We start from the raw sequence: 22,597 nt of genomic DNA on the forward strand, positions 1-22,597 counted from the left end.
CCATGACAACACAATCCCACGAAGGCACAGCAGCGTCGCCGCACACTCCACCGCCGGGCGGTGAGGTCGATGCCGAACGTCGCACGGCTCGACGACGGCCGAATCTCGGACTCGATCGCTTCAGCGGTCTCTATGTGTGGATCGTCGTCATCGCGCTCTTCGCGCTCTGGATTCCGGACACCTTCATGACCCAGGGCAACTTCCGCATCATCGCGGGCGACCAGGCGATCACCGCGATGCTGGCCATCGGGCTGATCGTGCCGCTCGCCGCCGGGGTGTTCGATCTGTCCATCGCAGGCATCATGGGCTTCTCGGTCGCAATGGTGTCCTATCAGCTCTCGCAGGGTGTCAGCACACCCATCGCCGTCGTCACCACGCTGCTCTGCGGTGCGGTGATCGGAGCCGTCAACGGTTTTGTGGTGGTCAAGCTCAAGGTCGACTCGTTCATCGCCACTCTGGGAATGTCGAGCATCCTGCTGGCGGGAACCTATTGGGTCACGGACGGCAAACAGATCACCGAAGGGTTCACCGACGGCTTCCTCGACCTGGGGAGCAAGCCGTTCCTCGGTCTGCCGCTGCCGTTCTTCTACATGATCGGCGTCGCCGCCGTGATGTACGTGGTACTCGAGAAGACCCCGTTGGGTCGCTACTTCTACGCCACCGGTGGCAACCGTCAGGCCGCACGGCTCGCCGGACTACGAGTCGAGCGGATCATGTTCGGCGCGTTGATGACGTCGGCCACCATCGCAGCCTTCACCGGAGTGGTCCTGGCGGCCAAGCTCGGCACCGCCGCACCCGATATCGGCCCGTCGTACCTGCTCCCGGCGTTCTCGGCCGTCTTTCTCGGCTCGACTCAGATACGCGCAGGCCGGGTCAACGTGCTGGGCACGCTGATCGCCATCTACCTGCTTGCCACCGGTGTCAAGGGACTGCAGTTGGCCGGTGCTCCCAGCTTCGTCAACGACCTCTTCAACGGACTAGCCCTCATCGTCGCCGTGGCTCTCGCGGCTCGGACCGCACGCCGTACCTGACCTCCCTCCTCTCGAAAGGTGATCACGTGAAATCAACCAACTGGACGAAGGCTTTCGTGGCCCTCGTATCCGCGAGCCTGCTGGCGTCCGCATGCAGCAGCTCGGACGAGACGACGACGACCGGTGCAGCTGCCGACGTGGCCGGCGCGCAGGCCGTCGCCGATCGGTACGAGGCACCGCCGGCCGATCTCGTTCTGACGACGCCGTTGAGCAGAGCTCCGGACAGCGGCAAGTACGTCATCAGTATCGAGACCCCACAACCCATCTCGAGCGCGAAGAACGACGCCATCCAACAGGCCGCGGACGTCCTCGGGTGGCGCTATCAGCGAGTACTGATGGGCACCGACGCAGAAGCGGCACCCAAGGCGATGGATCAGGCCATCGCGCTGAAGCCGGACGCGATCCACATCTCGGGTACCCCACTCACGATGCTCACCCGGCAGATCGAATCTGCCGAAGCCGCAGGCATTCCCATCATCGCGGACAGTATCGCGGGCCCGCCCGTGGCCGGTGTCATCTCGACCGCATTGGACGGTGACGCTCAGGTCGAGGAGTGGGGAAAGATGGTCGCGAGTCAGGTCGTCGCCGACAGCGACGGGCAGGCGAACGTCGCCATCTTCTCGATCACCGACTATTCGATCCTCAACGTCTTCACCGACGCGTTCACCGCACAGTTGAAAGCCCAGTGCCCCGACTGCACAACCCAACTCGTGAACCAGCAGGTCACCGATCTCGGCACCAAGACCCCGCAGAGCGTGGTCAGTACGCTCCAGCGTGACCCGACCATCAACTACGCGGTCTTCTCCTTCGGTGACCTCGTGCTGGGTGTCGATGCGGCCCTGCGTGGGGCAAGCCTGACCGATCAGGTGACCTTCGCCGGTCAGACGCCGACGCCGGACAACCTCGAGTCACTGAAAGGCGGCGACAACAGTGTCTGGGTCGGCTTCCCGGTGCAAATTCTCGGATGGCGCGTGATCGATACTCTGGCAAGACAATTCAACGGTGACGACCTCGCCGCGGCCGATGCCGCGTTCCTTCCCACGCAACTGCTCAACAGCGACAACATCGGTTCGGCAGTCCTCGACGAGGACACCGGCTACTACGTCGGCGTAGCGGATTACCAGGGTGAGTTCGAGACACTCTGGCAGAAGTGACGCCACGGATCCTGTCTCTGTCCCACCTCTCGGCGCTGCATCTGGCACCGCCGGAGCTGATCGACTGCGCTGCGTCGGGCGGCTTCGGCGCGGTGGGCGTCCGAGTGGCGCACACCGAACGCGACCGGGGATTCTGTCTCCCGGCCGGATCGGCGCTGCTGCGTGAGACCAAATCTGCGTTGGCGCACAACGGGATGCGAGTTCTCGATGTCGAGGTGGTCAAGCTGCATCCCGGAAGTTCGAGAGGGGACTGGTCGTCCATCCTCGACGCAGGTGCCGAGCTCGGTGCCCGGCACCTGCTCGTCACGGTGCTCGACGACGAGCGCAACCGGGCAGCGGACAACTTCGGCGAGATCTCGGAGTTGTCCGAGGACGTCGGTCTTCGGTGTTGTCTCGAGCCGATGATCTTCTCGTCCATTCGAGACTTCTGCGCCGCTGCCGACTTCGTCGCCGCTGCCCGGGGCAGCAATGGCGGTGTTCTCGTCGACGCCCTGCACTGGGTACGGGCGGGGTCGGCGCTGTCCGATCTCGACGCCGTCGACGAGAACTCGTTGCCGTACTGGCAGATCTGCGACGCGATGTCGGCGGAGCCCTGGGACGATCTGAACGCAGCGATCACCGAGGCTCGCACCGACAGGCTCCCGCCGGGACAGGGCGCCTTCCCGCTGGTCGATCTCGTGCGGGCACTCCCGCCCACCGCTGCGGTCAGCGTTGAGGTCCCGTCCGCCCGTAGCGCAGGCGATACGCGGGCGTGGATTGTGGAACTGGGTCGAGCTACTCGAAAGGTGCTCGACGAAGCGGAAAGTGAGAAACTGGAGACATGACCAATAAACTGAATTGCGCGCTGTCGTGACCGGCACCTCGGAGCGAAGGTACGTCCACGTCGTCGCACCCGGCACAGCCGAGACGAGTGTCGACGCTGCACCCGTGCCTGCCCCGGACGGTGTCGTCGTCGACATCCGCTACTGCGGGATCTGTGCAACCGACACACACGGATACTCGTCCGCGGCCCTGCCGCCGGCCGTGTTCGGCCACGAATGGACGGGCACGATCAGCGCCGTGGGCGAGAACGTGACCACCTTGCGGGTGGGTCAGCGCGTGGTCGCAGGTGTCGGGCCTGCATGCGGCGTGTGTGCCCAATGCGGGGCAGGTCACGCCGCTCACTGCGACCTCGCATTCGCAGAGGCCAACGGTATTACCGATGACGCCCCCGCACACGGCGGATTCGCCACCACCCTCACGGTGTCCGCACGCAGGGCCATCCCGGTGCTCGACGCGCTGTCGGACGAAGAGGCCGCGTTGATGGAGCCGGCGACCGTGACGTTCCATGCCGTCAAACGTGCCGCGATCACGCTGGGCTCCACCGTCGTCGTCCAGGGAGCGGGTCCCATCGGTCTACTGACCGCACAACACGCACGTACCGCTGGGGCAGGCCGAATCCTCGTCAGCGAGCCGTCATCCGCACGTCGAACGGCGGCAACGGATCTGGGCTTCACCGACGTGGTGGAACCGGCGGATCTCGCAGCGTTGCTCGCCGACGTCACCGGTGGGCTCGGGGCCGACGTCCTGTTCGAGTGCACCGGAGTCGCCGCTTTGATGCAACCGTCCGCCGAGCTGGTCAGACGGGGCGGGACCCTGGCATTGCTCGGGTATCCGGGCACCGATTCCTCTGTCAGCTATGGCGATTGGCAGTCTCGCGAGCTCACGGTGATCGGCTCGCTGGCGTACTCGCACGAGGATTTCCTCGGTGCGATGACACTGGTCGCCGAAGGTCGGATCGATGTGAAGTCCTTGCACACCGGCACGATCGGGCTCGGTGAACTGGTCGAGATGTTCGCCGAGCTCGACTCCGGGACGAGTCGGCACGCCAAGGTGCTGGTCGACCCGAGTCGTTGACGCGGTGGGTCAGACGGGAGCCGGCACCGGCACCGTCTGACCGCTCCCGCAGGTCGCTCCACCGTCGACCGGGATGGCGACACCGGTGACGAACGACGCCAGCGGTGAGGCCAGGAATGCGATGACCTCGCCCACCTCGCGAGCGGTGCCCCAACGGTGAAGGGGCACCATCGTTCTGAGCGCTTCGTAGCGGTCGGGGGTGTTGTCCTCGATGCGTCGGGTCATGCCGGTGCTGATGGGCCCCGGGCAGACGGCGTTGACGCGGATTCGGTCGTTCGCCAGGTCCAGGGCGAAGGATCGTGCGAGGTTCACAGCGCCGGCTTTGGCCGCGGCGTACGGCCACCGGTTCGGCTCACCACCGAGCGCGGTTGCCGATGCCGTGATCACGATCGAACCGCCGCCTGCTCGGCGGAACGCAGGAATGGCTTCGCGCACACCGAGTACGACCGCACGAAGGTTGACCTCGATCGAACGATCGAAGACCTCCATGTCGAGGGTTTCGATGGATCCGGATGCAGGCACACCGGCATTGAGTACCAGGGCGTCGAGGCGTCCGAACGAGGTCTCCGCGAGCTGTACTGCCGCACGGTTGTCGTCCTGGTGGGTGACGTCGCCGACGAACGGGACCGCATTGTCGTTGCCGGACAACCAGTCCAACGACTCCGCGGTGGTGTCGAACGCAACGACCGAGCCGCCGTTCTCGAGAATGATCTCCGCGGTCGCACGGCCGATACCCGATCCCGCACCTGTCACCACCGCGACGGTGTTCACGACGCGCTCGCCGTCGCCGGAGTCGACAGATCCTCGATGTCGTCGAGCAGGACTGCCAACCGCGCCGGTGCGTCGACCCAATCGTTCGGCGAACGCATCTCGTCCCAGAAGTTGGGCTCGACGATCAAGTGTTCTGCGCCTGCCGCCAGCGCAGTGCGGATGTCGGTGCGGACCCCGTCGATGCCCTGGCCACCCGATCCCACATCGTCGGTGGGCCGCTGCAGATACGAACGGAGGAACAGTCGAATCGGACTCGCATCCTCCGAGCGCAGTTCCCGCATCGTCTCGAGTTGTTCGAGCAGAGCCTCCGGGCTGCCACTGCTGGGGTTCCAGATGTCGAACAGTGCTGCGGTGCGCTTCAATCCGGTCGCCGAACGCAGGCCCGAGAGCAGTGGTGGGTGTGGCTGCTGCACTGGTTTGGGTCGGACGATGGACCGCGGGATGCTGAAGAACTCACCCTCGAATTCCACCGGGTCGGGTCCCCAGCAGGCCTGCACTGCCCGTACCAATTCGCCCATCCGACGGCCGCGGGTGCGCGGATCGACATCCATCTGAGCATGTTCCTCGTCGGACCATCCGGCCCCGAGACCGGCGACGAGTCGTCCGCCCGACAGCAGATCCAGAGTCGACAAGCGTTGCGCCAGTTCGACCGGACGATGGTAACCGGCCACCAGGATGCTGCTGCCTATCGTGATCGTCCTGGTACAGGCAGCGGCGAACGCCATCAGTTCGGTGGCACCGAGAACCGAGCGGTAGGCGGGATGCACGCTGGTGGTGTGGCGCCCGCCGTAGATCGATTCGTTCTCTTCGGGATAGAACAGGTGCTCCTGAACCCACAGGCTCGAGAAGCCCAGTTCCTCGGCCGAGGTGGCGAAGGCGCGGACAGCACCGGCATCGACATGTTCACCGAGCTGCGGGAGGGACAAACCGATTGCGAGAGTCACAGTACGGTCACCGTTCCCGTGTTTCCGTCGACTTCGATCATCGCACCGTCGGGGATTTTCAGGGTTGCGTCCTGCACCGAGACCGCGCAGGGAATGCCCAGTTCGCGGCACACTATCGACGAGTGAGTGATGGTGGCACCGACGTTGACGACCACGCCGCCGGCGAACACGAAGAGAGGGGTCCAGGCCGGATCCGTCTGTGGGGCAACGATGATGTCGCCCTCGGCGAGGTCGCCGACTTCGTACGGATCATGGAGGATGCGCGCTCGGCCGCGGCTCACCCCCGGTGCGCCGCCGACTCCGGTCAACGAATCGCCGGGAGCTGCGATCTGCGCCTTGTTCTCGGTCCTTCTGGGCCACTGCGAGAGTGGCAGCGGCTCGAACAGGAAGAAGGGCGGCTCGAGGTCGAAGAGTGCGAGGTACTGCTCGCGCCGCTCGGCAACGGTGGTTGCGAAACTTTCGGGATCGGCGACGAAAGCATCGAGTTCGTCGTCGAGCAGCATCGTGATGTCGTGGTGGTCGTCCATGATGCCGCGGTCGACCATACGATGCCCCAGTTCGTACAGGGCCGTGCGCATCTCGCCCATCACCTTCACACAGGCAGTCTTGGTTCGCTCTCGCCAGGGCATGAACTTGGTGATGGATTTGGCAGCGTCGAGGAAGCTCTGACGAGTTGCATCGTCGGGCATCTTGGCGGCGAGCTCCGCGGTGAGTGCGATGCGCTTGGACTCGTTGCGCCGTCCGATCACCTCGGGGTCGGATTCGTCGGGACTGAGCCGCATTCCGTTGATGGCCAGCAGGGCGAGCACCGGCTTCGATTCCCAACTGTCGGAGCGGATGTCCCACTCGTTCGGCGCTCGCGATCCGAACTTGTACAGAAAGTCGTCGAAGTCCTGTCGGAACTGCTTCGCATCGGGGGAGTCGCCTGCATCGACGGCGTCGAGGAGAGTGGTGAGTCCGTTGTCGAACAGGGAGGTCAGTTCCGCGGACTTCGCCACCGACCGACCCATGTTCCACAGGGCGTACGACGGTTCTGCCGAGTCGACTCCGCCCAGCCCGCTGAGGAGGTCGCCGAGCTTGTCGGCTTCACCGATGGCCTCGAGCAAGGCTCCGGCCACGGCAGGCCCCATCGTCGAGAGTGTGGTGGTCACCGGGTGGTAGGCGTAGCAGAAGACGAGGTCCGGAACGAACGATCGCGCGTGGTCGACCAGTTCGCGATCGCTCAGTGCCGACATGTCGGGGCGAGCGGCGCGAGCGGCGTCCGCCCGACGCTTCGCCTCCTCTGCCTCGGGAAAGGTGTCGGTGGTCAGAGCCCACGCGGTCTTGTCGGCCAATCCCGCTGTGAGCTGGTCGTTCTGGTGCCACGGTTGTTCGACGTAGTCGGGGATGTCGGGGTGATCGCCGACCCACAGGCTGTTCCAGACCGGAACGGTCAAGCCCGGCAGGCGGGCTCCGTTCAGCTCGGTCATCGAGAAGTTGGTGTAGTGGTAGCCGCCGAAGTTACCGATGATCTGCGGCATGGTCTCGTCGATCTCGGAGGGCAGGTGAGTGCCGAGGTGTTCCACATATCCTTCGCGCCAGCCGATGTTGAGGCCCTTGTTCCAGACGAGGGTCACGTTGAGCGGACTCGACGGGTCGGGAAGTACCTCCCCGGCGTTGGCTCGGGTGTACACCGGGTACCGCTCGCTGAACTCCCAGTCGGTGATCCAGCTGTCGCGATCGTTCTCGACGCTCACTGAGTGCTCCTCTGCCGTTGATGCCGGACTGTATTTCAAGTCACACTATAGAAACTGTGGGGCAAAAGAAACATGTACAGAGATATTTGTCCGCAAGTCCGACAGGTTTGCCGACGTCAGGCGAAGCGTCAGTAACTTGAGAAGTAAATCAGTAACGATTTCGGTCGTGGACGAGCGCGGCCGCGACGGCCTCGACGTGAACGGTGGTGCTTCCGAGCAGTAGCTCACTGGTCTTGGCCCGGCGGAAGTACTGGTGCAGTGGGTGTTCCCACGTGAAGCCGATGCCGCCGTGGATCTGGATGGACTCCTCGGCGGCAGAAGTCGCGGCCCGGGACGCGAGCACGCGCGCGGTCGCTGCGGCGACGACGAACTCGCTCGTGCGTCGCGTGTCGGCACCCGCCGCATCGAGTACAGCGGCCTCGGCCAATTCGATCGCGATCAGCATGTCGGTCAGACGATGCTTGATCGCCTGGAAAGATCCGATGGCCCGGCCGAACTGTCGCCGGGTCTTCGCGTACTCCACCGACATCTCGAGGCAGGCGCGCGCCGCACCCACTTGCTCGGCGGCAAGGGCCGTGATGGCTACCGCTTGTGCCGTGGCGAGACCGGTCGGCAGGTCTCGGCCGGTCACCCGATGTGCGACGGCAGCGGAGAACTCGACTCGCGTGAGCCCGCGCGTGAAGTCCAATGTTTCTCGGCGAGTTCGGGTTACCCCGTCGGCGTGCGCATCGATCGCAGCGAGGTGAGGTCCGTCCGATCCGTCTGCGACCACGAACAGCACATCGGCATCGGAGCCGTCGACGACTGCTTCCTGGGCACCGTCGAGAACGACGGTGTCGTCGGCACCTTCGCGCGCGGTGACGAGCGAGGTGCAGAAGGGAAATCCCGTCACGAGTGCTGCAGTGGCGGTGCCATCGGCGATCGACGGGAGGTATTGCGCGCAGGCAGCATCGGAACCGGCATGCAGAAGAGTGAGCCCGGCCAAGATCACCGACGAGAAGTACGGAGCGCGTCCGAGCGAGCGACCGAGTTCGGACATGACGACTGCAGTGTCCTTCAACGCGAAGCCCGCACCACCGACGTGCTCGGGGAACGGAATCTCGGTCAAGCCCATCTCCAGAAGTGCAGGCCACACATCCTCTCCTGCAGCAGTTCTCGACAACGATGCCCGCAGACTGCTGCTCAGATCCTGCTGTTCTTCGGACAGTTCGAGTGTCATGCGAGGCCTTCCCGCGGTTCACGCGGCAAGCCGAGTCCGCGTTCGCCGATGATGTTGCGCTGAATCTCGTCGGAACCCCCGGCAATTCGGTATCCGGGTGCGCCGAGAAGATGCTCGGTCCAGGCAAACGTGTCGGGTACCCCGGTGTCGGCAAGAATGCTCGGCCCGAGGAACGACGCTGCCGCGTCGCCGATGCGTTTGAGGTTCTGGGTCCAGACCAGCTTGCCGATCGATCCTTCCACTCCCGGAACGGCTCCGGCCAGTTCTCGTTCGGCGTAGCGAGCCACCAGCAGTGCCGAGGCCCGCTCGTAGATCGCCGCGTCGGCGAGCTGTTGACGAACCAGTGGGTCTTCGGTGATGCCCGAAGTCCGTGCCAACCGCAGCAGGTCGGCACTGTTTCCACCGGCGCTGACAATTCCTGCGCTCGAACTTCGCTCGAAGCCGAGCGTCGTGAGGGCGACCGTCCAGCCGTCTCCCTCGGCACCGAGGCGCAGTGAGTCCGGCAGCTCCACATCGGAGAAGAACACTTCGTTGAACGTCGAGCCACCGGACATCTGACGGATCGGTCTGATGTCGACACCCGGGCTGTCCATCGGCACCATGAATGCCGTCATTCCCCGGTGTTTCGGGACGGTCGTATCGGTGCGGGCAATGAGAAGACCCCACTCGGAGAACTGAGCTCCCGAGCTCCAGACCTTCTGGCCGTTCACCCGCCAGCCACCGTCGGTCTTCACCGCCTTGGTGACCAGTCCGGCGAGGTCGGAACCGGCTCCAGGCTCCGAGAACAGCTGACAACACAACTGGTCGGCTCGGAGGAAGGCCCTGACGAATTGCTGCTTCTGCTCGTCCGTGCCCAGTGCATGAATTGTCGGAGCCACCAGTTCGACTGTGACAAGGACGCTTTCGTGCCGCTCGGGCGCTGTGAAGTCTCGTTCGAGACCGACGTACGCGCGCTCGTGGCTTGCGGTCAATCCCGGACCGCCCCATTCCGGACCCCATGTGATGGCTCCGAAGCCCGCGTCGATGCGAACCCCTTGCCATTGTCGGGCGGCGTCGATGAGCTGCCGCTCTTCGTCGTGGCTCCGATCGTGGAAGATCGCATAGTTGCAAACGGCCGATTCATTGCTCCGCCGCGCCAGGTTTTCTTCGAGCCACGCTTCGGCCTTTTCGGTGAAAGCCTCAACGTCGATACCGCGATCATCCGGTGTCATGCTTTCTTGCCTCCTGCCATCTCGGCAATGCGTGCCTCGACCGCCGCCTTCGAGTCGGGGTGTTCGGACAGGCGGAGTGTGAACGTCTGTTCCAACTCGTATCCGCGCTTGAGATCGAGGTTCTCGCAACCGTTCAGCGACTGCTTCGCGAGAGTGAGTGCGTAGCGACTCTTCGACGCAATGGATCGCGCGCGCGTCATGGCCGTGGTCATGCAGTCGTCGTGCGCGACGACCTCGATCGGAGCACCCCAACTCCGTAGTGTCTCCGCGTCGACTGCGTCGGCCGTGAAGAACAGACGCCGCATGGCTTGCTGCGGCAGCATGCGCGCCGTGAACCGGCCGCCGCCGAGGACACCGACTCCCATTTCCGGAAGCCCGAATGTCGCCCGCTCGGACGCGACCACCAGATCGCAGACCGACGTCAAGCCGAACCCGCTTCCGAGGCAGGGCCCGTTGACGGCCGCGATCACTGGGAGTGCGCAGTCCAGAACTCCGAAAATCGCTCGGCGCACTTCCCGCATCTCGATCTCGCCGCCGATCGAGTCCATGACCCGAAAGCTTCCGAGATCGTTTCCGGCGCAGAATATTCTGCCTCGACCGGTGAGCACCACGGCGCGAATGTCTTGGTTGTCGGACAGCGCCTCGAAGACCGTGGCGATCTCCCCGTACATCTGTGTGTCGATCGCGTTGACCTTGCCGCGGGCCAACTCGACCACCGCGATGCCGGGTTCCGGCTCGGTCACCGTGAGATGTTCGATTCCGTTCGGCTGGAGAGGCATTGGGGTGTCCTATCTTTCGTGTGCTGCGGCAAATGTCATCGCAGCCATCTGAGGCGGCACCGTGACGCGGTCCTGCGTCCAGTTGCGCAGTGCGAACTTCTGAATCTTTCCGCTGGCCGTCTTGGGTAGTGAGTCGACGATGAAAACGCTCTCCGGGATCTTCTGTACGGCGATTCGGCGCTGTACGAGGAACTCGCGCACTTCCTCGAGACTCAGATCTCGGTGGTCGCGAGTGACGACGAAGGCGCAACCACGTTCTCCCGTCACAGGATCGGGACCTGCGACAACGGCGATCTCGAGCACATCGGGATGTGTTCCGAGTTCGTTCTCCACGTCGTAGGCGCTGACCTTTTCGCCGGACCGGTTGATGATGTCCTTGATTCGCCCGACCACATGAAGGGCTCCGCTACCGTCGAAGCGGCCGAGGTCGCCGGTACGGAAGAATCCATCGTCGGTGAACGCTGCGGCGTTGAGAGAGGCATCGAGGTAGCCGAGGAAAGTATCCGGTCCACGCCAGACGATCTCGCCGACATCGCCGGTCTGCGCGATCCCACTGGAGGCGTCGGTCACGACCACCTCGGTTGTCTCGATGGGGCGACCGTCGGATTTCATCCGCAGTGCAGGCGGGTCCCACCGGTCCGCGGTGGTGACAGACGGACCCTCGGTGGCCCCGTACATCCGGACGACGGTACCGAGGCGGGTGGTGGCCGCCGCGGTCAGAGCATCGGGGATGTCGGCTCCGCCGCAGACGATATAGCGGATCGACGGGGTCGACGAGTGAGTCGCTTCGGCGGCGTCGAGCAGGCCTCGGAGAAACGGTGTCGAGAAGATCATGAAGCTGCACTGTTCGTCGATCACTCGCTGCAGCGCTGTTGCCGGGTCCCAATCGGCCTGCAACACAACGGTTGCGCCCACTACGAACGGGAGAACCAGAGCACAGTTGACTCCGGTGATGTGCGTGACCGGAGACGGATTGAAGACAACGTCGGTTTCGTTCAGTCCGAACCACCGCGCCATCGACAGGTTTTCGTACACCAGGGTGTTGTGGCTGTGGAGTACGCCTTTGGGGTCTGCGGTCGTTCCCGACGTGTAGAGCAACAAGCAGATGTCGTCGGGCGACGGAGAAGTCGCGGCATCGAGTTCGGCGACCATCGCGTCCGTGGCCTCGCCGATCAGGTCGGTCCACCTGGTTCCAGGTCGGTCGTCCGCGTAACCGCCTACGGTGACGATCGATTCGAGGTCCGGTAGTTCGGCGGAGAGGTCGCTGTACATGTCGGCGACGTCGACCCCGCGCAACTCGGCGGGTACGAAGGCGATCCGCGCCCGCGACTGTCCGAAGATGAAGCGGAGCTCGCGAAATCGGTAGATCGGCACGATCGGATTCGCGATGGCTCCGAGCTTCATCGCGGCATGGAAGACGACGATTGCCTCGGTGCAGTTGGGGAGCTGGAACGCGATCACATCGTCGGAGGTGATCCCTCGGGCGTGCAACGCAGCCGCCAGTCGAGTCGCGTCACGGTCGATGTCGGCGAAGCTCACGCGCCGGTCGCCGTCCACCACAGCAGTGGCGTCGGGATAGAGGCGGGCGGCACGTGAGAGGTAGTGCCCGATCGGAAGATCTCGCCACAGCCCGCGTTCGCGGTACGACCGGGCGAGGTCGCTGCCCGGCGGCCGAGTCGGCAACATGGTCGGCTCCTGCCCTAGTCCTTCAGTTTTCTGACAATCACTACAGTAACTAAGCTACCAAACTATGTATAGAGTTAACCCGCATCACACCGAGATCGATGAGGTCAGGCCACAGACATGACAGCTGAGGAGAGTGTCGCTCCGCGGGGGCGATCGCCCAAGGTCTCCGCGAGGATCGCCAACATCATCGCGGACCGCATCCTCGACGGGGGCGTGGTGGAGGGTGAGCGGTTGCCCACGGAGAAGGACATGATGGCCGAGCACGGTGTTGCTCGGACCACGGTGCGTGAAGCGCTGCGTCTGCTCGAAAGCCGCGATCTGGTCACCATCAAATCGGGAATCGGCGGCGGGCCGGTGGTCAAGCGGCCGAGGCTCGAATCACTCGGCAACACCATGAAGCTGTTCCTGCAGTTGGACGGGGCCAACATCAGCGACGTCATCGATGCTCGTCTGATGCTCGAACCCATCATCGCTCGCGAGGCCGCCTCGAACGTGAGCGACGAGCAGATAAAGGTCATGCAGGGTGCGCTGGATCGAATGCGCGAGGACCCGGGTGACTACGGCAATTTTCAGGAGAACAACGCCGAGTTTCAGCGGGGGGTGTACGACGCGGCCGGAAATCCGGTCCTGAACATTCTGATGGAAACTCTCTGGCTGTTGGTGCGCGACGCCGAACCGAACGAGCATCCTCTCGCGACGCGGCTGGCGGCGATCGAGATGCAGCAGGACGTCCTCGATGCGCTGAGCCTGCGCGATCCCGACGCTGCTGCGGCCACGATGAGCGCGTTCGTCGGCGAATCGGCGAAGTACTACCGTCGGCGCCTGCGGGCCATCATTTCCCGTCCGGTTCGGTGGCAGATGTAGATCTCCGAGACACCAGTGGTGTCGGAACGGATCTCGTCGCGGACTCCATCGAATCGACTCCGTGCTCGGTTTCGACCGCTTACTCGACGCGCTCTCCGTCCACTTCACCGGCGGTGGTGCCGCTGGACGCTCGGAGCGGACCGACACCGCCGAACAGAACCGACGCTCCTGCCGTCAGAAGTTCGGGAAGGTCGTTCTTCTCGTCGATCAGCCAATGCTCGTACGCGGAGATCGCCACGCCCAGGAGCATCCACCCGACGGTGCGCGGAAGGTGGTCGGCAGGGGCTGAGTTCGTTCGTGCAGCCACGTACTCGGCAATGACCTGACGCCAGCCCTCGTACATCACCATCGAGTAGCTCTGCAGTGCTGGATTTCCCAGGATCAGCGCCATGCGCTGTCGATGGACGGCAGCCTCCTCGGGCGGAAACGTGTTGAACTGCAACAGGGCCGATTGCAATCCGTCCGCGAGTCCGATGTCCTCGGGCAGCCCGTTCAGGTGGGTCCTCAATGCCAAGAGCTGAGCGTCGAAATCGCCCCAGGGAACTGCGTTCTTGGATGGGAAGTAGCGAAAGAACGTGCGCCTCGCGATGCCCGCGGCATCGGCGATGTCGTCGACGCTGGTCTCCTCGAATCCCTTGGCGGCGAACAGCTCGATTCCGAGATCACTCAGCTCGCCCCGCGTTGTGGACGGGCGTCTACCTGGCTGATTGGAGGGTTTCGCGCTCCTGACCATTTTCTTCTTTCCATCCTCTGGTTTTCTGCACTCAGTGTCATTATGTTGGTGACCCAAGCCACTGTCGACTCCGATTGTGGTCCGCAACAATCTCCGGAGGTTTCAGATGTCGAAGAACAACGAGAACGCTGTGGTCGGTACGGCTGTCGTCGAGTCCGATCTGGTCGAGGAGTCGTTGGTCGAGGAAGTGTCGATCGACGGCATGTGCGGCGTGTACTGATCATGACCGCTGCAGTGCGCGAGGACCTCGACGAGTTCGATCTGGATGCGCGGTGGGTTCTGCATCCGCAGGTGGCGTTGCGTCCGGAGTCGTTCGGGGCGTTGCTGTATCACTTCGGAACTCGCAAGCTTTCGTTTCTGAAGAACCGCACGATCGTGGCGATCATCGAATCGCTGCCCGAGCACTCGGACATGCGGTCGGCGATCGCAGCCGCGGGGATCACCGAATCCGCGTCGGCTCCGTACGTGAAAGCACTCACCACGCTGGCTCACTCGAACATGATCACCCGCCCGTAAAGCCCTGACCTACTGCAGAAGAGGACTTCCGCCCATGACCTCCACCCTCGAAAGACCAGCTCCGGTTGGAAAACTGGTCGATCAGTTCGAGCTCGGGCTCGACGCACCGATCTGTCTGACGTGGGAGTTGACCTACGCCTGCAACCTGTCGTGCGTGCATTGCTTGTCCTCGTCGGGTCGCCGTGACCCGCGCGAGCTCAGTACCGAGCAGTGCAAGTCGATCATCGACGAGCTGCAGAAGATGCAGGTGTTCTACGTCAACATCGGTGGCGGTGAGCCGACGGTGCGATCGGATTTCTGGGAGCTCGTCGATTACGCGACGGCGCATCAGGTGGGGGTGAAGTTCTCCACGAACGGGGTCAAGATCGACAAGAAGGTGGCTGCGCGTCTGGCGGCGTCGGACTACGTCGACGTACAGATCTCCATCGACGGCGCGACCGCCGAGGTCAACGACGCGGTCCGCGGGCCGGGTTCGTTCGACATGGCCTGCCGGGCTCTGGAGAACCTGAAGGAAGCCGGCTTCCGGGACGCGAAGATCTCGGTCGTGGTCACCCGGCACAACGTCAGCCAGCTCGACGATTTCAAGGCTCTCGCCGACAAATACGCTGCAACACTGCGTATCACCCGGTTGCGGCCATCGGGTCGCGGTGCGGATGTCTGGGACGATCTGCACCCGACGGCCGGTCAGCAGCGCGAGCTCTACAACTGGCTCGTCGCGAACGGTGAAGGCGTACTGACCGGTGATTCCTTCTTCCACCTGTCGGCATTCGGTGACGCTCTGCCCGGGCTCAACCTGTGCGGTGCAGGCCGTGTGGTGTGTCTGATCGACCCGATCGGTGACGTGTATGCGTGCCCGTTCGCCATTCACGAGAACTTCCTCGCCGGCAACATCGTCCGCGACGCGAAAGACGGAATGGGCGGATTCCAATCGGTGTGGCAGACATCGGAATTGTTCCAGGAACTGCGCTCGCCGCAGACCTCGGGCGCGTGCACCAAGTGCGCCCATTTCGATGCGTGCCGTGGTGGATGCATGGCAGCGAAATTCTTCACCGGCCTGCCGATGGACGGCCCGGATCCCGAATGCGTCATCGGTAACGGCGAAATGGCGTTGGCAGCGGCGGGGGAGATCCCCAAGTCCAGCGTCGACCATTCCCGTACCGGGCAGCGCAAGACCCCACGAAAGTCGGTGCCGCTGACGTTGATGATGCGTCCGCCGGCGAAGATCTGCGACGAGAACCCGCTCGCAGGAATGGAACAGGAACACTGATGGCGAAGAGCGAGTGGTTCGAGACCGTTGCCGAAGCGCAGCGGCGTGCGAAGAAACGCCTACCGAAGTCGGTGTACGCCGCGCTCGTGGCAGGCTCCGAGCGCGGGTTGACGATCGACGACAACATGGCGGCGTTCGGCGAGCTCGGCTTCGCCCCGCATGTGGCTGGGTTGTCGGACAAGCGGGATCTGTCGACGACGGTGATGGGGCAGTCGCTGTCGTTCCCGGTGATGATCTCCCCGACCGGTGTGCAGGCGGTTCATCCCGACGGTGAGGTCGCCGTCGCGAGAGCTGCTGCGGCGAGGGGGATTCCGATCGGATTGTCCTCGTTCGCGAGCAAATCCGTCGAAGAGGTCGCTGCGGCCAACCCGCAGACGTTCTTCCAGATGTACTGGGTGGGTTCGCGTGAGATCCTGCTGCAACGGATGGAGCGTGCCCGTGCCGCCGGAGCTGTCGGGTTGATCATGACCCTGGACTGGTCGTTCTCCAACGGCCGCGATTGGGGCTCTCCGTCGATCCCGGAGAAGATGGACCTCAAGGCAATGGTGCAGTTCGCGCCCGAAGGCATCATGCGCCCGAAGTGGTTGTGGGAGTTCGCCAAGACCGGCAAGATTCCCGACCTGACGACCCCCAACCTGACTCCACCCACCGGCGGTCCTGCGCCGACGTTCTTCGGTGCGTACGGAGAGTGGATGGGTACTCCGTTGCCGACGTGGGAGGACGTGGCGTGGCTGCGTGAGCAGTGGGGTGGGCCGTTCATGCTCAAGGGGGTCATGCGTGTCGACGACGCCAAGAAGGCTGTCGATGCAGGCGTGACCGCTATTTCGGTGTCGAATCACGGCGGCAACAATCTCGACGGCACACCTGCTCCGATCCGGGCGCTGCCGGCGATCGCCGAGGCCGTCGGCGATCAGATCGAGATCACTCTCGATGGCGGAATTCGCCGTGGCAGCGACGTGGTGAAGGCACTGGCGTTGGGTGCGCGGGCTGTGTTGATCGGCCGCGCGTACTTGTGGGGTCTGTCTGCCAATGGTCAGGCGGGTGTGGAGAACGTGCTCGATATTCTGCGCGGCGGAGTCGATTCCGCTGTCCTCGGCCTCGGCCACACGTCGGTACAGGATCTCTCACCGTCCGATGTCGTGATGCCTCTCGGATTCGACCGCAAGCTCGGGGTCTGAGCGAGAGCGTGTGGTTCGAGACCGTTGCCGAGGCGCAGCGGCGAGCGGCGAGGCGTCTACCGAAGTCCGTGTACGCAGCGTTGGTGGCGGGGTCCGAACGTGGTCTGACCGCGGTAGACAACACAGCGGCGTTCGGTGAACTCGGGTTCGCCCCGCATGTTGCGGGGTTGTCGGACACGCGCAATCTGTCGACAACACTGATGGGACAGTCTCTTTCGTTTCCCGTGATGATCTCGCCGACGGGTGTGCAGGCGGTCCACCCGGACGGTGAGGTCGCTGTGGCGAGAGCGGCGGCGGCGCGGGGTCTGTCGATGGGATTGTCGTTGTTCGCGAGCAAACCGATCGAGGATGTCGTCGCTGCGAATCCGCAGACGTTCTTTCAGGTGCATTGGGTGGGTTCGCGGGAGTTGTTGCTGCACATGCTTCATCGTGCACGTGCCGCGGGTGCGGTCGGGCTGATCGTGACGATGGACTGGTCGTTCTCGGAGGGCCGTGACTGGGGTAGCCCGGTCATTCCGGAACGCCTCGATGCCAGGGCGATGCTGCGGTTCGCGCCGGAAGCTCTGTCGCGGCCGCGGTGGCTGACGCAGTGGGTGCGGTCGGGCACGATCCCTGACCTGACCGCACCCAATCTTGCCCCGCCCGGTGGGCCCGCGCCGACGTTCTTCGCCGCGTATCGGGAGTGGAAGTCCACCCCGCTGCCCACGTGGGAGGACATCGCCTGGCTACGCGAGCAGTGGGGCGGGCCGTTCATGCTCAAGGGCATCTCGCGGGTCGACGACGCGCTGCGGGCCGTGGACGCCGGTGTCACGGCGATGTCGGTGTCCAATCACGGCGGCAACAATCTCGACGGTTCCCCGGCGTCGATTCGGGTGTTGCCGTCCATTGCCGGGGCAGTGGGGGATCAGGTCGAGATCACCCTCGACGGTGGTATCCGGCGGGGAAGTGATGTCGCGAAAGCACTGGCGCTCGGTGCGCGAGCTGTCCTGATCGGACGGGCGTACCTGTGGGGTCTGGCCGCGAACGGTCAGGCCGGGGTCGAGAACGTGCTCGACATTCTGCGCGGCGGCCTGGACTCCGCGGTCCTCGGTCTCGGACGTGCGTCGGTGCACGACCTGTCACCGTCCGATGTGGTTGTGCCGCCTGACTTCGAACGGTCGAATCAGCGCCCCGGTCTGGGATAGCCGACGCCGATCCGAGTCCGGGATCCAGAATCGAGGGGCTGATTCGACTCGCCGGTCCGACTGCGAGGTTACGAATCGAGACTCACCACTCGGACAGGTGAGTGTGACCGTCCTGGAGCGCACGTGCGAAAAGGGCGGCCTTCGTCGGCGCGCTGCGGCCCACAGCGGCGTACTTCTGTCGAACTCGGGTGATGTGCGTGTTGATCGTGCCCACCGAAATGTAGACGGACCGAGCTGCGACCGTCTTCGAGTCGGAGGCGAACCAGGCGAGCATGACCTCGATTTCGCGGGCGCTGAGCGCAGGCTTGCGGAGACGAGGGTCGAGCGGTGTGGGGAGTGCATCAGGTCCCCGCGGTGCAGGCCTTCGGAACGGATGATGCACTGCCGATGCCAGCGTTCGTTCGAGCACGAGAATTTCCCCCTCCAGTCTGCGCCTACCCCCGACCACACCGTCCATCGTCGACGGGAGTTCGTGGCGGAACCAGCCGGACGAGCAAGTCCGTACAAGGTCAATACGGACGGCCACGGACGCCGTACGTGCGTCATTCAAACGCATCAATTTGGTGTTTGTCCTGCTCAGCGTGACGAATGAGTGCCGCTGTCGACGACTTTCCAGTCCTATAGTTTGCGCTCATGACCCCCGACCGCCCGGATCCCTCGTCGATCTCGGACCGCACCGAATTCGCGGCAGCACTGCGTGCGGTCAGGGTCGAGGCAGGCGCAACGGTCCGAGAGGTCGTCGAGCGTTCCGGTGGTTTGCACGGCACAATCAGCGGCTGGTTCTCCGGCCACCACGTTCCGACCAAAGCCAGCGCCGAGATGTTCGCCGCCGTACTCATCGCATGCGGCGTCGACGCCGAGGACGAGCGCGCACTGTGGTGGGATGCGGTGTCCCGGGTGCGGTCCATTCCGGGCAGACGCGCCGTCGATCCGGTGAAGGGCGACCCCCCGTACAAGGGCCTTGCAGCGTTCGAGTCAGCCGACGCCGAGTGGTTCTTCGGACGTGACGATCTCATCGAGCGCCTGGGCACTCGCGTCCGTCGCGCCCTCGACTCCGGTGGAGGCATTGTCTTCGTCGTCGGTGCTTCGGGCTCGGGTAAGTCCTCGCTCCTGCGTGCAGGTCTGGCATCGAGGTTCCCTGGTTCGGAAGTCCATTCCGGCGTCGGCGATATCCGTGCCTTCCCCGAGCGAGCCGAATCGTTCGAGCCGGGATCACTTCTCGTCCTCGATCAGGCCGAGGAGCTGTGGACACTGGCGACATCGCCTGAGCGCGAGAACTTTCTCCGTGCGGCATCGGCGTTGCCGAGCGCGGGGTCGGTTCTCGTGGTCGGACTGCGGGCGGATTTCTATCAGGACGCCGCGTCCGAGGACGCGCTGCTTGTTGGACTGTCCGACAACCCGGTTGTTGTCGGGCGTCTCACCGAGTCACAACTGCGGGAGGTCATCGTCTCGCCTGCCGCGAAGGCGGGTGTCACCGTCGAGGATGCTCTCGTTCAGGTCTTGGTCGGCGAATTGGGTCCGCGCGGATCGCAGTTCGCCCACGACTCGGGTGCTCTGCCGTTGCTGTCCCACGCTCTGCTGACCACGTGGCAGGCGTCGAGAGGCAGCACGCTGACCGTCGCGGACTATCTCGAAACCGGTGGGATCGGCGGCGCAGTGGGGCAGAGCGCCGAGGAAGTGTTCGTGGCCCTGACCGCCGAACAGCAGCGCGAAGCACGACGCATCTTCATGCGGCTGGTCAATCTCGAGGACGACGTCGTCACTCGTCGCCGCGTGGATCGTGTCGAGCTGTTCCAGGGAGACGAGAACGCAGACGCGGTGACCGACGTCGACGCCGTCGTCGAACGGTTCGCCGCGCGCAGACTGCTGACCGTCGAGGAAGAGACCGTCCAGGTGACCCACGAGGCGTTGCTCACGGCGTGGCCGCGGCTCGGTGAGTGGCTCGACGACGATCGGCAGTGGCTCGTCGAACACCGCCGGCTCACCCAGGCGGCGGAACTGTGGGAGAACAACGACCGCGACGACGGCTCGCTGTTGTCCGCATCGAGGCTGCTACTCGTGCAAGAATCCATCGGACCGGTGCGTCGGCGAGACCTCAATTCCGTGGAGAGGCACTACCTCGAAGCGAGCGCCGACAGGATCGAGCACCGGACCCGAAGCGATCGCCGTCGTCGACGCACCCTCGAGACGCTTGTCGGAGCACTCGCGTTTCTGACCGTGCTGGCCGTGACACTGGCGGTGACCGCGTTCGTTGCCCGATCGGACGCCAACAGTCGGCGGGTCGACGCCGAACACGCCGAGGCGGAGGCCGTCTCCCGTCAGATCGCTGGTGTCGCACAGCAATTGAGGAGCCAAGATCCCGGTCTCGCGGCCTACTTCGCGTTGGCGTCGTACGAGGTGGACCGAACGTCGGAGGCGCGATCGGCACTGCTCGATTCGTCCGCGATCCACACTCCGGTGCGGCTGCTCGGGGTGGAGGGCGAGGCGGTGACCGCGGTCGACCCTCGCGGAAGCATCCTGACAACAGCCGGTTCCGACGGACATGTGCGGATGTGGTCCCTCGCGGACGGACACGCACAGCTCGGCGAAATCGTCTCCCGTGACGTGTCGGCGTTGGCGTTCGATCCGCGCGGTGGCGTTCTCGCCGTGGGTGGGTTCTACGGCGTCGAACTGTGGGACGTGTCGGACCCGGTAGAACCGATTATGGTGTCGCGCAACGATATCAACGAGGTCCGGAGCCTGTCCTACTCTCCCGATGGCCGCTTGCTACTCGTCGGTACCCAGGACGAGACGATGCCGCTCCTCGACGTCTTCGAGCCCGCTCGGCCGGTCGCAATGGCCGAAGTGACTCAGCCCGGATCGCCGACAGCGACGGAATTCAGTCCCGACGGTCGGTACCTGGTGACGATCGGTCCCGGTCGCGCGATGCGGTTGTGGGACGCGACCCGACTGACCGCGTCTCCAACAGCCCCTGTCGTTCCGCTGATCGACGTCCCCTCGGACGGGTCGACCTACACCGCGCTACAGCTGGCCTTCTCTCCCGACGGCAGCACGTTGATCGCGGGTACCACCGGTCGCGAGGTTCTGCGCTGGGCGGTCGACGGCGGTCGGTTGTCTCCACTACCGGCGTTGACGGGATTCACCAGTTACGTCAACGATGTGGCGTTCAGCGGAGACGGGGTGTTGATCGCTGCAGCGAGTTCGGACAATTCCTCGAAGGTGTGGGACGCCGCATCGGGAACGCTGCAGCGGACGCTGCCCGGCCCGATCGAGGTGACCTCGCTCGCGTTCGCGCCGGATCGTTCGTCGATCGTCACCGCCAGTGGCGATGGAATCACCCGGATCTGGCCACTCCCCGGACCGGCCCTTGCCGACGCCGGTGACACGATCTACCAGAATCCCATCGGAGCGTCGGGGACTCGTCTCCTCGTCGGAGCCGGTAGCCGAGCCCCTGCCACGACTCTCTGGGACGTCTCGGATGTGGAACATCCGGTGGCATCGGAACCGTTGGTGGTCGGTGACGGTATGGAGCAGACGGGTGCGGTGGCGCTCACCGTCGACGGCACCCGTGCTGCGGTCGGCACGACGACAGGCGGATTCCAGCTCTGGGATACAACCGATCTCGCCGATCCGCTGGCACTCGGTACCGTTCGGACGGCAACCACCAGCTTGACCGCTGTGTTGGTTTTCGACCGCACCGGCACCCTGCTGGTCGCGTCCGGCCAGAACTCGAGCGATGTGTCGTTGTGGTCGCTGGCCGACCCCGCAACCCCACGAGCGTTGTCGACCCTGGAGGCGGGGAACTACCCCGCGGGTATGGCGCTGTCGCCCGACGGTTCGGTACTCGCCATCGCCAGTGTCGGGGGCGTGGTCGAACTGTGGGATGTCGGCAACCCGACCGAGCCGCGCCGGACGGCCGTGCTCGGCGGGTTCGGAAGTAGCGTCCAGGCCGTGGCCATCTCACCGGATGGGCGAACTCTTGCCGCAGGCAGTGCGGATCGCTCGATTCGACTGTGGGACATGGAGAACTCTGCCGAGCCGCAGCACCTGTCGCGCATCGTCGGGCCGTCCAGCCCGATCTATTCCCTCTCGTTCGACCGGGCCGGTGCACGCCTGGCTGCCGGCGACGGGGGCTCGACGCTGTGGTTGTGGAACGTGGGGGACCGCACCGCACCCGAGCAGTATGCCGCGCTCACGGCCTACGGCCGGCGCGTCAACGATGCGGTGTTCGCCGCGGACGGGCAGGTGGTGTTGGGCGGTGGCACGGCCCGCGACGTCCGAATGTGGCGGACCGAGCCGGACGACGTACGTACCCGCCTGTGCGGATCAGGAGGATCGGTGGTCACGGAGGCCGAATGGGCCCAGTACCTCCCCGGCGTTCCTCACCGAGAGTTGTGTAGCAGCTGACCGAGTGGGGATGGTGTACTT

20 protein-coding genes are annotated in these 22,597 nt (G+C 64.5%); 11 read left to right on the plus strand and 9 right to left on the minus strand.

The features are described from left to right. Positions 1 to 2 precede the first annotated feature (2 nt). The 4 genes from ABZ677_RS15515 to ABZ677_RS15530 are packed head-to-tail and all read left to right on the plus strand — an operon-like array spanning position 3 to position 4,081. Positions 3 to 1,031 (plus strand): ABC transporter permease, encoded by a 1,029-nt coding sequence (locus ABZ677_RS15515; protein ID WP_052047383.1) that lies wholly within the window; start codon positions 3 to 5, stop codon positions 1,029 to 1,031. 26 nt (positions 1,032 to 1,057) lie between these two features. Further along, complete coding sequence (locus ABZ677_RS15520) at positions 1,058 to 2,185, plus strand: substrate-binding domain-containing protein (RefSeq protein ID WP_037188405.1); 1,128 nt, start codon at positions 1,058 to 1,060, stop codon at positions 2,183 to 2,185. Continuing rightward, a complete protein-coding gene (locus ABZ677_RS15525) occupies positions 2,182 to 3,009 on the plus strand; it encodes a TIM barrel protein (RefSeq protein ID WP_358370753.1) in 828 nt (275 codons plus the stop codon). The genes ABZ677_RS15520 and ABZ677_RS15525 overlap by 4 nt, the downstream gene beginning before the upstream one ends. Before the next feature lie 25 nt (positions 3,010 to 3,034). Continuing rightward, the gene (locus tag ABZ677_RS15530) at positions 3,035 to 4,081 is read left to right on the plus strand and encodes a zinc-binding dehydrogenase (RefSeq protein ID WP_358370756.1); all 1,047 of its coding nucleotides are present in this window, start codon (positions 3,035 to 3,037) and stop codon (positions 4,079 to 4,081) included. A gap of 9 nt (positions 4,082 to 4,090) precedes the next feature. Here ABZ677_RS15530 and ABZ677_RS15535 read toward each other — a convergent pair whose 3' ends face one another. From ABZ677_RS15535 to ABZ677_RS15565, 7 genes are all read right to left on the minus strand, one after another. Then, complete coding sequence (locus ABZ677_RS15535) at positions 4,091 to 4,852, minus strand: SDR family NAD(P)-dependent oxidoreductase (RefSeq protein WP_358370759.1); 762 nt, start codon at positions 4,850 to 4,852, stop codon at positions 4,091 to 4,093. After that, the gene (locus ABZ677_RS15540) at positions 4,849 to 5,796 is read right to left on the minus strand and encodes a TIGR03619 family F420-dependent LLM class oxidoreductase (RefSeq protein ID WP_037188400.1); all 948 of its coding nucleotides are present in this window, start codon (positions 5,794 to 5,796) and stop codon (positions 4,849 to 4,851) included. The genes ABZ677_RS15535 and ABZ677_RS15540 overlap by 4 nt, the downstream gene beginning before the upstream one ends. After that, entirely contained in the window at positions 5,793 to 7,532 is a 1,740-nt protein-coding gene (locus ABZ677_RS15545) for a PEP-utilizing enzyme (protein WP_094633664.1), read from the minus strand. Before ABZ677_RS15545 ends, ABZ677_RS15540 begins: the two co-directional genes overlap by 4 nt. Positions 7,533 to 7,680: 148 nt before the next feature. Continuing rightward, positions 7,681 to 8,751: an acyl-CoA dehydrogenase family protein gene (locus ABZ677_RS15550; RefSeq protein ID WP_358370762.1), complete on the minus strand. Its 1,071-nt coding sequence runs from the start codon at positions 8,749 to 8,751 to the stop codon at positions 7,681 to 7,683. Continuing rightward, positions 8,748 to 9,962 (minus strand): acyl-CoA dehydrogenase family protein, encoded by a 1,215-nt coding sequence (locus ABZ677_RS15555; RefSeq protein ID WP_358370765.1) that lies wholly within the window; start codon positions 9,960 to 9,962, stop codon positions 8,748 to 8,750. The genes ABZ677_RS15550 and ABZ677_RS15555 overlap by 4 nt, the downstream gene beginning before the upstream one ends. Next, positions 9,959 to 10,741, minus strand: coding sequence for an enoyl-CoA hydratase-related protein (locus ABZ677_RS15560; protein ID WP_037188392.1), 783 nt, complete (start codon positions 10,739 to 10,741; stop codon positions 9,959 to 9,961). The genes ABZ677_RS15555 and ABZ677_RS15560 overlap by 4 nt, the downstream gene beginning before the upstream one ends. A gap of 9 nt (positions 10,742 to 10,750) precedes the next feature. Further along, on the minus strand, positions 10,751 to 12,427 hold the full coding sequence (locus ABZ677_RS15565) for an AMP-binding protein (protein WP_358370768.1): 1,677 nt from the start codon (positions 12,425 to 12,427) through the stop codon (positions 10,751 to 10,753). A 117-nt stretch (positions 12,428 to 12,544) separates the two neighbouring features. Here ABZ677_RS15565 and ABZ677_RS15570 point away from each other — a divergent pair, with 117 nt between their 5' ends. Next, complete coding sequence (locus ABZ677_RS15570; protein ID WP_358370771.1) at positions 12,545 to 13,291, plus strand: FadR/GntR family transcriptional regulator; 747 nt, start codon at positions 12,545 to 12,547, stop codon at positions 13,289 to 13,291. 79 nt (positions 13,292 to 13,370) lie between these two features. On the opposite strand, the gene mftR is transcribed toward ABZ677_RS15570, so the two are convergent. Further along, a complete protein-coding gene (mftR, locus tag ABZ677_RS15575) occupies positions 13,371 to 14,024 on the minus strand; it encodes a mycofactocin system transcriptional regulator (protein WP_358370774.1) in 654 nt (217 codons plus the stop codon). 106 nt (positions 14,025 to 14,130) lie between these two features. Here mftR and mftA point away from each other — a divergent pair, with 106 nt between their 5' ends. The 5 genes from mftA to mftD (ABZ677_RS15600) are packed head-to-tail and all read left to right on the plus strand — an operon-like array spanning position 14,131 to position 18,169. Next, positions 14,131 to 14,244 carry a mycofactocin precursor MftA gene (gene mftA / locus ABZ677_RS15580; RefSeq protein WP_080733295.1) on the plus strand — a complete coding sequence of 38 codons (114 nt, stop codon included), beginning with the start codon at positions 14,131 to 14,133 and terminating at the stop codon, positions 14,242 to 14,244. Positions 14,245 to 14,246: 2 nt separating this feature from the next. After that, positions 14,247 to 14,540 carry a mycofactocin biosynthesis chaperone MftB gene (gene mftB / locus ABZ677_RS15585; protein WP_037188383.1) on the plus strand — a complete coding sequence of 98 codons (294 nt, stop codon included), beginning with the start codon at positions 14,247 to 14,249 and terminating at the stop codon, positions 14,538 to 14,540. Between the two features lie 34 nt (positions 14,541 to 14,574). Continuing rightward, positions 14,575 to 15,807 (plus strand): mycofactocin radical SAM maturase, encoded by a 1,233-nt coding sequence (gene mftC / locus ABZ677_RS15590; RefSeq protein WP_037188381.1) that lies wholly within the window; start codon positions 14,575 to 14,577, stop codon positions 15,805 to 15,807. Further along, a complete protein-coding gene (gene mftD, locus ABZ677_RS15595) occupies positions 15,807 to 16,985 on the plus strand; it encodes a pre-mycofactocin synthase MftD (protein ID WP_037188379.1) in 1,179 nt (392 codons plus the stop codon). Before mftC ends, mftD (ABZ677_RS15595) begins: the two co-directional genes overlap by 1 nt. Beyond that, positions 16,982 to 18,169 carry a pre-mycofactocin synthase MftD gene (gene mftD, locus ABZ677_RS15600; protein ID WP_358370988.1) on the plus strand — a complete coding sequence of 396 codons (1,188 nt, stop codon included), beginning with the start codon at positions 16,982 to 16,984 and terminating at the stop codon, positions 18,167 to 18,169. The genes mftD (ABZ677_RS15595) and mftD (ABZ677_RS15600) overlap by 4 nt, the downstream gene beginning before the upstream one ends. Positions 18,170 to 18,251: 82 nt before the next feature. Here mftD (ABZ677_RS15600) and ABZ677_RS15605 read toward each other — a convergent pair whose 3' ends face one another. Further along, on the minus strand, positions 18,252 to 18,578 hold the full coding sequence (locus tag ABZ677_RS15605; RefSeq protein WP_230596164.1) for a LuxR C-terminal-related transcriptional regulator: 327 nt from the start codon (positions 18,576 to 18,578) through the stop codon (positions 18,252 to 18,254). Between the two features lie 224 nt (positions 18,579 to 18,802). On the opposite strand from ABZ677_RS15605, the gene ABZ677_RS15610 reads away from it, so the two are divergent. Then, positions 18,803 to 22,576 carry an AAA family ATPase gene (locus tag ABZ677_RS15610; protein ID WP_358370779.1) on the plus strand — a complete coding sequence of 1,258 codons (3,774 nt, stop codon included), beginning with the start codon at positions 18,803 to 18,805 and terminating at the stop codon, positions 22,574 to 22,576. Positions 22,577 to 22,597 lie beyond the last annotated feature (21 nt).

Origin of the sequence: Rhodococcus sp. NPDC006774 (assembly GCF_040636045.1) — a bacterium.
Taxonomy (GTDB): domain Bacteria; phylum Actinomycetota; class Actinomycetes; order Mycobacteriales; family Mycobacteriaceae; genus Rhodococcoides.

Coding starts and splice junctions, on each gene's coding strand:
- ABZ677_RS15555 (WP_358370765.1), bottom strand. CDS start 9,962: ATGACACCGGATGATCGCGGTATCGACGTTGAGGCTTTCACCGAAAAG.
- mftC (WP_037188381.1), top strand. CDS start 14,575: ATGACCTCCACCCTCGAAAGACCAGCTCCGGTTGGAAAACTGGTCGAT.
- ABZ677_RS15570 (WP_358370771.1), top strand. CDS start 12,545: ATGACAGCTGAGGAGAGTGTCGCTCCGCGGGGGCGATCGCCCAAGGTC.
- ABZ677_RS15565 (WP_358370768.1), bottom strand. CDS start 12,427: ATGTTGCCGACTCGGCCGCCGGGCAGCGACCTCGCCCGGTCGTACCGC.
- mftR (WP_358370774.1), bottom strand. CDS start 14,024: ATGGTCAGGAGCGCGAAACCCTCCAATCAGCCAGGTAGACGCCCGTCC.
- mftB (WP_037188383.1), top strand. CDS start 14,247: ATGACCGCTGCAGTGCGCGAGGACCTCGACGAGTTCGATCTGGATGCG.
- ABZ677_RS15515 (WP_052047383.1), top strand. CDS start 3: ATGACAACACAATCCCACGAAGGCACAGCAGCGTCGCCGCACACTCCA.
- ABZ677_RS15610 (WP_358370779.1), top strand. CDS start 18,803: ATGACCCCCGACCGCCCGGATCCCTCGTCGATCTCGGACCGCACCGAA.
- mftA (WP_080733295.1), top strand. CDS start 14,131: ATGTCGAAGAACAACGAGAACGCTGTGGTCGGTACGGCTGTCGTCGAG.
- mftD (WP_037188379.1), top strand. CDS start 15,807: ATGGCGAAGAGCGAGTGGTTCGAGACCGTTGCCGAAGCGCAGCGGCGT.
- ABZ677_RS15560 (WP_037188392.1), bottom strand. CDS start 10,741: ATGCCTCTCCAGCCGAACGGAATCGAACATCTCACGGTGACCGAGCCG.
- ABZ677_RS15550 (WP_358370762.1), bottom strand. CDS start 8,751: ATGACACTCGAACTGTCCGAAGAACAGCAGGATCTGAGCAGCAGTCTG.